The sequence below is a fragment of the Henriciella sp. genome (assembly GCF_049649345.1).
In the GTDB taxonomy this organism is placed as follows: domain Bacteria; phylum Pseudomonadota; class Alphaproteobacteria; order Caulobacterales; family Hyphomonadaceae; genus Henriciella.
On record NZ_JBARZC010000130.1, the window covers coordinates 1 to 9,616 of the forward strand.

9 protein-coding genes are annotated in these 9,616 nt (G+C 61.2%); 1 reads left to right on the plus strand and 8 read right to left on the minus strand.

Annotation, left to right across the window (positions count from 1 at the left end; translation table 11 throughout):
- Window positions 1-764 (plus strand): polyhydroxyalkanoate depolymerase (gene phaZ / locus WA989_RS03150; protein ID WP_424339070.1); only part of this gene is annotated, 764 nt, incomplete at its 5' end.
- 4 nt (window positions 765-768) lie between these two features.
- Here the strand turns inward: phaZ and WA989_RS03155 are convergent.
- From WA989_RS03155 to WA989_RS03190, 8 genes are all read right to left on the minus strand, one after another.
- Window positions 769-1,242, minus strand: a complete 474-nt coding sequence (locus WA989_RS03155) for a copper chaperone PCu(A)C (RefSeq protein ID WP_424339071.1) — start codon at window positions 1,240-1,242, stop codon at window positions 769-771.
- Between the two features lie 44 nt (window positions 1,243-1,286).
- A complete protein-coding gene (trpS, locus tag WA989_RS03160) occupies window positions 1,287-2,327 on the minus strand; it encodes a tryptophan--tRNA ligase (protein WP_424339072.1) in 1,041 nt (346 codons plus the stop codon).
- Window positions 2,328-2,390: 63 nt separating this feature from the next.
- A complete protein-coding gene (locus tag WA989_RS03165; RefSeq protein ID WP_424339073.1) occupies window positions 2,391-2,843 on the minus strand; it encodes a hypothetical protein in 453 nt (150 codons plus the stop codon).
- A gap of 35 nt (window positions 2,844-2,878) precedes the next feature.
- The gene (murJ, locus tag WA989_RS03170; protein WP_424339074.1) at window positions 2,879-4,432 is read right to left on the minus strand and encodes a murein biosynthesis integral membrane protein MurJ; all 1,554 of its coding nucleotides are present in this window, start codon (window positions 4,430-4,432) and stop codon (window positions 2,879-2,881) included.
- A 24-nt stretch (window positions 4,433-4,456) separates the two neighbouring features.
- Window positions 4,457-7,285: a [protein-PII] uridylyltransferase gene (locus WA989_RS03175; protein ID WP_424339075.1), complete on the minus strand. Its 2,829-nt coding sequence runs from the start codon at window positions 7,283-7,285 to the stop codon at window positions 4,457-4,459.
- Between the two features lie 55 nt (window positions 7,286-7,340).
- On the minus strand, window positions 7,341-8,147 hold the full coding sequence (locus tag WA989_RS03180) for an inositol monophosphatase family protein (RefSeq protein ID WP_424339076.1): 807 nt from the start codon (window positions 8,145-8,147) through the stop codon (window positions 7,341-7,343).
- Window positions 8,148-8,180: 33 nt separating this feature from the next.
- The gene (locus tag WA989_RS03185; RefSeq protein ID WP_424339077.1) at window positions 8,181-8,573 is read right to left on the minus strand and encodes a helix-turn-helix domain-containing protein; all 393 of its coding nucleotides are present in this window, start codon (window positions 8,571-8,573) and stop codon (window positions 8,181-8,183) included.
- A gap of 250 nt (window positions 8,574-8,823) precedes the next feature.
- On the minus strand, window positions 8,824-9,616 hold a 793-nt coding region (locus WA989_RS03190; RefSeq protein WP_424339078.1), incomplete at its 5' end, for an N-formylglutamate amidohydrolase.

The window sequence follows — 9,616 nt, forward strand, 5'->3', positions numbered from 1 at the left end:
ACCATATCCAGATGATGCTGGACCATATGGGCGCCGGCGTTCACACCCTTGCCGTCTGCCAGCCCGGCCCCGCCGTGCTCGCCGCCATTGCGATGATGGCCGAGGATGGCTCCGACGCGCTTCCGGCGACGATGACCTTCATGGGCTCACCGATCGATGCGCGCCGCTCCCCGACCGTGCCGAACCGGCTGTCGGAAGAACGCAGCCTCGACTGGTTCCGCTCCAAGATGATCCACACCGTGCCGGCCCCCTGGCCGGGCGCGTTCCGGCGGGTCTATCCCGGCTTCATCCAGCTGACCTCCTTCATGCACATGAACTGGGACCGGCATGTCGATGCGCAGGCCCGCTTCTTCGATCACCTGATCGAGGGCGACGAGGACGGCTCGGACAAGCACAAGGCTTTCTATGACGAGTATCTGTCGGTGCTGGATCTGACGGAAGAATTCTATATCCAGACGATTGAACGCGTGTTCCAGAAATGCCTGCTGGCGCGCGGCGAATACCGTTATCGTGACGAGCGGCTTGTGAAGCCGGGTCTGATCGAGAAGGTCGGTCTGATGACGGTCGAGGGCGAGCTCGATGACATTTCGGGCATCGGCCAAACACAGGCCGCTCACGATCTCTGCACGGGCATCCCGGGCAAGCTGAAAGAAGACTATGTCCAGCCGGGCGTCGGTCATTATGGCGTCTTCAACGGCTCGAAATTCCGCGACGAAATTGTGCCGCGCGTGATCAAGTTCCAGAACAAGGCCGCTAAGGCTTAAGGGTCTACTCTCCCAGCGCCAGCACGTCCGCTTCTGCTTCGAGCATCAGCGGCTCCTCGCGGCCCTCGACATCGAAATAGAAGGTGACATTGGCCGTGTCGCCCGCTGCAAGCCCCTCTTCGACGCCGAAAAACATGAGGTGATCGCTGCCGCGCTCCAGGACCAGCGTTTCGCCGTCCTCAATCTGCCAGCCCTCGACCGGGCGCATCCTCATCGTGCCATTGTCCATCGACATGCTGTGCGTCTCGACGGTGGTCGCGATCTCGCTGGTCACCCCTGAAAGCATGACGTCGCCGCCAGTGACGCTGATCTCGATCCCGCCCATCGTGACATCGCGTCCGCCAAGCGGCGCCATTATGAAGGCGTCCGTATAGGACAGGACGGGGCCGTCCTGCGCCGCGCTGGCATCATTGGAGGTAGGCTGACAGGCCGCGATCAGGGCAGGGGCGAGAAGCAGGGAGGCGAGAACGACGCGCATCTTGGGTACCTTTTTAAAAGATCAGCCCCGGATGTGGGACGACATCAGGGCCGCCAGAAGCCGACCAGTTGACGCACCTCGTCCATGATCGGTGCGGCAATCGCATTCGCCTGCTCTGCGCCTTGCCTGAGAGCCGCATCAATCTCGCCCGGATTGTCCATCAGCTCGCGCATGCGGGCTGTGATTGGGCCGAGATGATCGACGGCGAGATCGGCCAGCGCCGGCTTGAAGGTGCCAAAGCCCTTGCCGCCATATTCGGCGAGGACCTGTTCATCGGTCATGTCGGCCAGTGCCCCATAGATGCCGACGAGGTTTGCGACTTCCGGCCGGCCTTCAAGCCCCCCCTTGTCACTCGGCATGTCGCCTAGCGTGTCCGTCTTGGACTTCTTGATCTTGCGGGCAATCGTGTCGGCGTCATCGATGAGATTGATCCGGGAGTTTTCCGCCGGATCGGATTTCGACATCTTCTTGGTGCCGTCCTTCAGAGACATGATCCGCGCACCGGGGCCGTCGGTCAGCGCTTCGGGTAGCGGGAAGAAGCCGGGCGCGTCAAAGTCGCGATTGAAGCGGTCGGCGATGTCGCGCGACAGTTCAAGGTGTTGCTTCTGGTCCTCTCCGACCGGGACATGCGTGGCCTTGTAAGCGAGAATGTCCGCAGCCTGCAGGACAGGATAATTGAACAGGCCAACCGATGCGCGTTCGGCATCCTTCCCCGATTTTTCCTTGAACTGGATCATCTTCTCGAGCCAGCCCATGCGCGCCACGCTATCAAAAACCCAGGTCAGTTCCGTGTGCGCCAGCACTGAGGATTGCGCGAAGAGCACTGATTTTCCTGGTTCGACCCCACTCGCTAGCATCGCCGCGGCAATCTGCCGGGTCTGGTTCGCCAGCTGCGACGGGTCGAACGGCATGGTGATCGCGTGTAGGTCGACGACACAGAAGACGCAGTCCCAGCCCTCATTCTGCAGCCGGGTGAATTTCTGCAGGGCACCGAGATAATTTCCAAGGTGGAGATTACCGGTGGGCTGGATACCGGAGAAAACGCGTTGCGGCCCGGTATAGGCTGGGGTCTGTGTATCGCTCATGGCGCCGCCAATAGCGCAAGGGTCTAGCCGCGCCTAGCCCCTCCTTACGCATTTGCCTGCCTGTCAATCAATGGTCTCAACTTGATCCAGGTCGATAAACGGGCCGTCCGTGTAATGGCAGTAGCCCATAACCATTACGACACCTTCCACGTAAAGGTCAGAACAATCGAAGATCTTGCCTGTCAGTCGAAGCTTACTGCCGTGAAGAGAGCTAACCCGCTCCATCAGCTCTTCCGGCCCATATATACCCAGTCGCCGCTTCGCTATTCGATTATTCTGAGCTGGATACCTCACCTTCAAATCTGATTTGCGATAGAATAATGCGCGCGCAGTTGCGTATCCTTCCACTGTGACGCATGCGCTTTCAAATTCGAAGGGGGACTTAAGAACGTCGCGGAGGCTGATCTCCTTGGTGTTGCTCGGCGTGCAATATCCTTCTGCCGCTGCGGCACCCTGCCCGAATGACATCGGCGCACCGACCAAGAGACACAAGCTGAAGACCAGGGTAACTCTCATGAAACGAATTATGACGCGCCTGCGAATCCAAACAATCAGCTTTTTTTGGCAGGCTTGAGCTCGCTGAGGCGGATTGCGCCGAACAGGATGGCGAAGACACCATAGGCGGCCGCGCCCGCTGCAGCGATGGCCAGCGCCGCGAGGAATTTGGAATCGAGCGTGTAGAGTTTGACCGTCTCGCGCATCCCGGAGAGATACCAGAGCAGCGCGGCCAGCGCTGCGGACGCCACAAGCACACTGGCCAGCCGCGTTACAAGCCTTGCGCCCGGCGTGTACCAGTCGCGGCGGCGCAGCGTCAGGAAGAGCAGCCCCGCATTCACCCAGGCCGCCGTGCTGGTTGCGATGGCCAGGCCCGGGAAGCCTGCCACGCCCTTTGACTTCAGCCAGAAGAACAGGCTCGCGCCAAGCACGGTATTCACGGCGACCGAGATCAGCGAGAAATTCATCGGCGTCTTTGTGTCTTCGCGCGCAAAGAAGCCCGGCGCGAGGACCTTGATCAGCACGAAGGCGGGCACGCCCCAGCCGAAGTGGAAGAGGGCGCGGGCGGTCTGCATGGCATCTGCAGAGGTGAAATCGCCGCGCGTGAAGAAGCCATCGACGAACAGGAACGGCGCTGCCATGAGCGCGGCCGCGGCCGGCATGGTCAGCGCCATGGCAAGGCCAACGCCATTGTCCATTACGGCTTGCGAGCTGGCATCGTCATCGGAACGGGCAGCACGGGCAAGACGCGGCAGGATAGCTAGGCCAACCGCCACGCCGACAAGGCCGAGCGGCAGCTGGTAGAGCCGATCCGCCGAGTACAGCCACGTCTTTGCGCCTTCCTCGAAGCTGGCGAGCGACTGGCTGACAAGGATGTTGATCTGCATGCCGGAGGCGGCAATCGTGCCGGGAATGGCCAGCGCGGCGACGCGTTTCACGCCGGGCGTGATCTTCGGCAGGCCAAGGCGCAGCCGGATTTTCTGGCGCGACACGCCATACCAGAGCAGGGCGACCTGCAGCGCGCCAGCCACTGTCACCGCAATCGAAAGCGATCGGGCAACCTCGTAATTGTCGCCGCCAAAGAAAGCGGCTGCCAAGAGCGAGAGATTGAGCAGGGTCGGCGCCCCGGCCGACATGGCAAACCGTCCGGCAGAATTGAGAATGCCCGACAGGAGCGCCGCCAGCGCCATAAAGGAGAGGTATGGCATGGTGATCTGTGTCAGCGTGATCGCCAGCGGGAAATGGACCGGATCGTTCCTGTAGCCGCCATGCAGCGCCAGCATGATCCACGGCATCGCGATCTGCGCGAGAATGACGAGTGCGATCGTAACGGCGAGCAGGCCGCGCAACGTCTCCTCGGCGAGTTTTCGGGCGGCCTCTTCGCCTTCGGCCTCCAGCGTGCGGGCATAGGCGGGCACAAAGGCTTGCGCGAAGGCGCCTTCTGCAAACACGCGCCTGAAAAGGTTAGGAAACATAAGCGCTGTAAAGAACGCATCCGCGACCGGTCCAGCGCCAAGTTTTGCTAGGATTACGGCATCGCGAAGAAAACCGAGCGCGCGGCTGCCAAGTGTCCACACAGATTGCGTGAGCGTATTCCTCAGGACACTCATGAAGCAGCGCTCTCCGTTATGAGATCAGAAACTGTCAGCCGCATTTGCCTGTTTGAGGCGGCGGGCTGGTGTGCGCGGGGCTTCAGGTTCATCGCGCTTCAGAACGTCCAGAAGTTGCTCTTTGAGTGACGATATCTTGTCGGCGTTAAAATTGTCCGGCAGCTGGACATAGAAGGCGTCGAAGACGCGTTCGCCATAACTGCCGACATGCGCTGAATGGATCGAGATGTTCTGATCTGCGAGCACGCTGGCGACATCATGCAGAAGGCCCGGCCGGTCGCGGCCTGCAATGTCGATCACCGTATAGTCGGTCGACAGGGCCTCATCGATCTCAACCTGCGGAATGACGAGGAACGCCGCATGGCGCCGCGACGCGGTATTCGGGATCTGCTTGAGAGGCTCATTGCTCGTCATCGCCTTTCGGACTTCGTCCTCAAGCCGTTTGAGCCGCTGAGGATCGCCGGCCGCAAAGATCGCGCCCTTGCCATCCTGCAGGATGAAGACGTCGACGATAAAGCCGGAGGAACCGGTAAACACCTGCGCGGAGACGACATTGGCGCCCTGGGCGGCAATGGTGCCGGCCAGGCGGGAAAACAGGCCGAGCCTGTCCTGGCCTGCGACCAGCAGGGATACCCCGCCGCCATCGGCACGGATCTTGGCCGAGACGACAGGCGACTCGCGGCCCTGCTCGAGTTTGGACGCATGGTCTTCCAGTTCATCGACATCGAAGCCGGTCCAGTAGGCCGGATCCATGTCCTGCATGACTTGCGGGATGGTGCCGATCCGTTCTGTGAGTTGTTCGCGGGTCAGCGCCGCGCGCCCGGCAAGCTCTGCTGCAACGCCGCGCTCATCGGTCCGCCCGCCGCGCAGGGCTGCTTCAGTGTTGTGGAACAGGTCCTCCAGCAGCTGGCCTTTCCAGGCGTTCCAGATGCCGGGGCCGACGGCGCGAATGTCTGCAATGGTGAGGATGTAAAGGAGACGCAGGCGCTCGACCGAGCCGACCATTTCGGCGAAGCGGACAATCGTGGCGGGATCGGCAATATCGCGTTTCTGCGCGGTCTCGCTCATTTCCAGGTGATGGCCGACAAGCCAGGCGATCAGGTCCGTCTCGGCGTCCGAGAGGCCGAGCCGCTTGCCCGCCTTTGTCGAGGTCTTGGTGCCTTCAACCTGCTGGTCGCCATGGCCTTTGCCAGTGTCGTGCAGGAGCATGGCAAGGTAGAGCACCTGTTTGTTCTCGATGCGCTGAAAGAGGCGGTGGGCGAGCTCGAAGCCTTCGCCCGGTTCGCGGTCCATTTCAGCCATGTATTCGATCGCACGGATGGTGTGCTCGTCCACGGTAAAGTGGTGATACATATTGAACTGGGTCTGCGCGACGATGCCGCCAAATTCCGGCAGGAAGCGGCCGAGCACATCGGCTTCGTTCATTCTGTGCAAGGCGAGGGCAGGATCCTTGCCATCGACGAGAAGCTTCAGGAACAGGTCGCGCATCTCTTCATTGTGGCGGGTCTTGGAATTGATCAGCCTCGATTTGCGTGTTGCGAGCGTCATCGCGTCCGGATGGATGTCGTATCCGGTTTCGTCGGAGATCGCGAACAGGCGGACCAGATTGGCCGGGTTCTTCTTGAAAACATCGTCCTCGGCGACATTCAAGCGCCCACCATCGAGAACAAAGCCCTTTTCAGGCAAGGGCTTGGGGGCGCCGGACGGAATGAAGCGGCGCCAGCCTTCCGGCTTCTTCTTGTGTTCGGCTTCGAGCTTGGCGGCGAGGATACGCGTCAAGCCGCCGACATCCTTCGCGACCAGGAAATAGTGTTTCATGAACCGCTCGACACCGAGTTGTCCTGACCGGTCCCGATAGCCCATGCGCGAGGCGATTTCTGGCTGCAGGTCGAAGCTGAGACGCTCTTCGGCCCGGCCCGTGACATAGTGGAGATGGCAGCGCACCGTCCACAGGAAGCGGGCGGCGCGAATGAACACGGCATACTCATGCTTGGTGAATGGCCCAGACTGCATCACGTCTTCGAGTGTGTCGCCATCGTCCATATGTTTGACGATCCAGTAGAGCGTCTGCAGGTCGCGCAGCCCGCCCTTTCCTTCCTTCACATTCGGCTCGACGACATAGCGCGTATTGCCCTGTTTGGCGTGGCGCGCATCGCGTTCGGCGAGCTTGTCGGTGATGAACTGGGCGTCCTGGCCCTCAATCGCCTCGGCCCTGAATTTCGCGGCTGTCGTCTCTGACAATGCCTCATCGCCAAACAGGAACCGGGCATCGAGAAGCGACGTCTTGATCGTCACGTCTTCCCTTGAGAGCCGGATACACTCCTCTGGCGTCCGGAAGGCATGGCCGACTTTCAGCCCCATGTCCCACAGCGCATAGAGCATGTATTCGATGACGCTCTCTGCATGCGCCGAGGCCTTGTAGGGCCGGATGAAAAGAAGATCGATGTCACTCGACGGGGCCAGCACGCGCCGGCCATAGCCGCCGGTCGCGAAGACGGCGAGGCGCTCGCCTTCTGTCGGGTTGCTGGCGCGGTGGACGTGAACGGTGACATAATCATAAAGCGCGTGCAGCACTTCATCCTGAACCGCCGAGAGCAGCCTTGCGGTATCCAGACCGTCGGCGCCCTGCTGCAAGCGTTCCTGAGCAATCATCCGGCCGCGGAACAGCGCGCCATGGAGGTGGTTCAGCACTTCCTTGCGGGCGGCCGCTTCGTTGCCGATATTGTCCTGCGCAGCCGCTGTCAGCTTCACGCGCAGCGCGCGGCCATCAATGATGTTCGAGATACGCCATCTGTTCGGCCACGCCTTCCTTGGAAGCTTGCGGTGAACGAGGGATTCGCTTGGATCGGTCATGTGGGCTTATCTAGCGCGAATTCGCCGGTTGTGACCAGCAGGGTTGCAGTGGCCTCTATTCAGCCGACCGCCGTAATGAAATCAGCGCCTGTTCGAACACGCCCTCTGAAGACGCGCAGACGATCTGGGCGCCGAGCTTGGCCTCATTGCCGCGCCAGTCCCGGGCAATCCCGCCTGCGCCTCTCACCACCGGCACAAGGGCTGCGACATCGTGCGCCTGAAGGCCCGTCTCGCAGACCAGGTCCACCGTACCAGCCGCGAGCCGGCCATAGGCATAGGCGTCGAGCCCGTAGCGGGTGACGCGGGCTGTATGGCGCAGGTGTGTCCACGCGCCCTGTTCGGCCGGCGTCATGATGAACGGGTCTGTCGTTGCGATGATGGCGTCGCGCAGGTCGGTGCAGGTCGACACTTTGAGCGGGGTGCGTCCATGGCGGGTTTCCAGAAAACTGCCGGATGGCGCGCCGAAATAGCGCTCACCGATAAAGGGCTGGTCGATAAGGCCAAAAACAGGATGACCGTCCGGATCGACGAGGGCGATCAGCGTCGTCCACACGGGCAAGCCTGCAATAAAGGCGCGGGTGCCATCGATCGGGTCAAGCAGCCAGGTCCATCCGGAGCTTCCTTCGTGGCGGCCGAATTCTTCACCATCAATCCCGTCATCCGGGCGCTCACGTGCCAGGATGGCGCGGATCGCCTCCTCGCCGGCCTTGTCGGCGAGGGTGACCGGGTCATAAGCCGTGCCGGCCGCCTTGTTTTCGGTCTCAACGCCTGTGCGGAAGTGGGGCTGAATCGCTGACCAGGCAGCGTCTGCGAGCTGCCTGGTCAGGTTCAGGATATCATTTTCGTCAATCGCGTGGCTCATGCCTCAGCGCTTTGGGCCAGTGAGCGGGCGCGGTCAAGCAGCGCCGCTATCGCTGTTGTCGGTTTCCAGCGCCTTTGCCAGATCCAGGAGACGGCGGCGTGGCCGTTCACTCAGGCGGTAATAGGCGCGAACCAGTTCAAGCGTTTCTTTCTGGCTCAGAATGTCGCCAGCCATGCCGCCTGCATCATTCGCGGCGAGCAGGTCGTCGGCTTCCATGCCGTCGAAGAAATACTGCACAGAGACATGAAGCGCCCGCGACAGATCGTATAGCCGCGAGGACGTCATGCGGTTGGCGCCGCATTCATATTTCTGAATTTGCTGGAATCGGACCCCCACCTGGCTGGCAAGTTCCTGTTGTGTCAGTCCCAGTAATCTGCGGCGGCGGCGAAGTCGCTTGCCTACGTGCAGGTCGGTCTTGTCCGTCATATCCCGGCTCCCCATCTGGCCCGGGAATCCGTCCCGGAATGAATACGAGGAGAATGGAGAGCAATCTTTGGGCCAGTTTGCTTGATTCCTGTCACTGCATGCAGAAATGCAGACTTTTTTCGTTTGGGACTTGCATTTTGTGCGCCGCACAATAAATTGAACTCAGCACTGCGGTGCTAACGCCTTCTGGCGTTTCCTCCCTTTACCTTATTGGCCGCGCCGGCTTGGTGCGGCCATTTTTTTATCTTTGCTAGGGGCAGAGACGAGAGGAAAGGGCGCAGATCGCCTGCAGAACATTTTGCGCTGCACACATGACAGATTGCATGGACGGTTTGGGCTCTATGGCGTGCTCGTCCATGTAGAGGCCGCGATTGATTTCAATCTGCAAGGCATGAACATGCCGGTTCGGGCGGCCATAGCGCCGCGTCGTATACCCGCCCGCATAAGGGGCATTGCGCACGACGCTGAAGCCGGCCTTCCTGAATTCGCGCTCGGCGAGATTGGTCAGCTGGCTCGTGCAGCTCGACCCGAACCTGTCGCCCAGCACGATATCAGGCAGCTCGCGGCGGCCGGGCTGGTGAGACGGCATTGAGTGGCAGTCGAGCAGGATGGCGCAGCCGAATGTTTCGCGATGCTCGGCGATCTCGCCGGCGATCGCCTGATGATAGGGGCCGTGTACGCCATTGAGCCGGAAGCGCGCATCGGCGGCCGAAATTCTGGACGAATAGATATTCTCCCCGCGCGCGCCGATCCGGGGGAAGCAACCAAGACCAGCCTGCATGCGCGGCGAGGGGGCCGCCACCGGCCCTGGCATGTCACCCTCGATCATGTCCGGGTCCAGCTCCCGGGCATCGCGGTTGAGGTCGACATAGGCGCGCGCATAATTGGCGCGGATCAGGGTCGCGCCAGTCTCGGGCGCCTGGGCAAACAATTCATCGACAAAAGCGTCCTCCGTCCGCCTCAGATCCATGAGCGGCACGCGTAGCTGTTCCAGCATAATATCGGGATAGTGGCTGCCACTGTGCGGCGATGTGCAAATGACA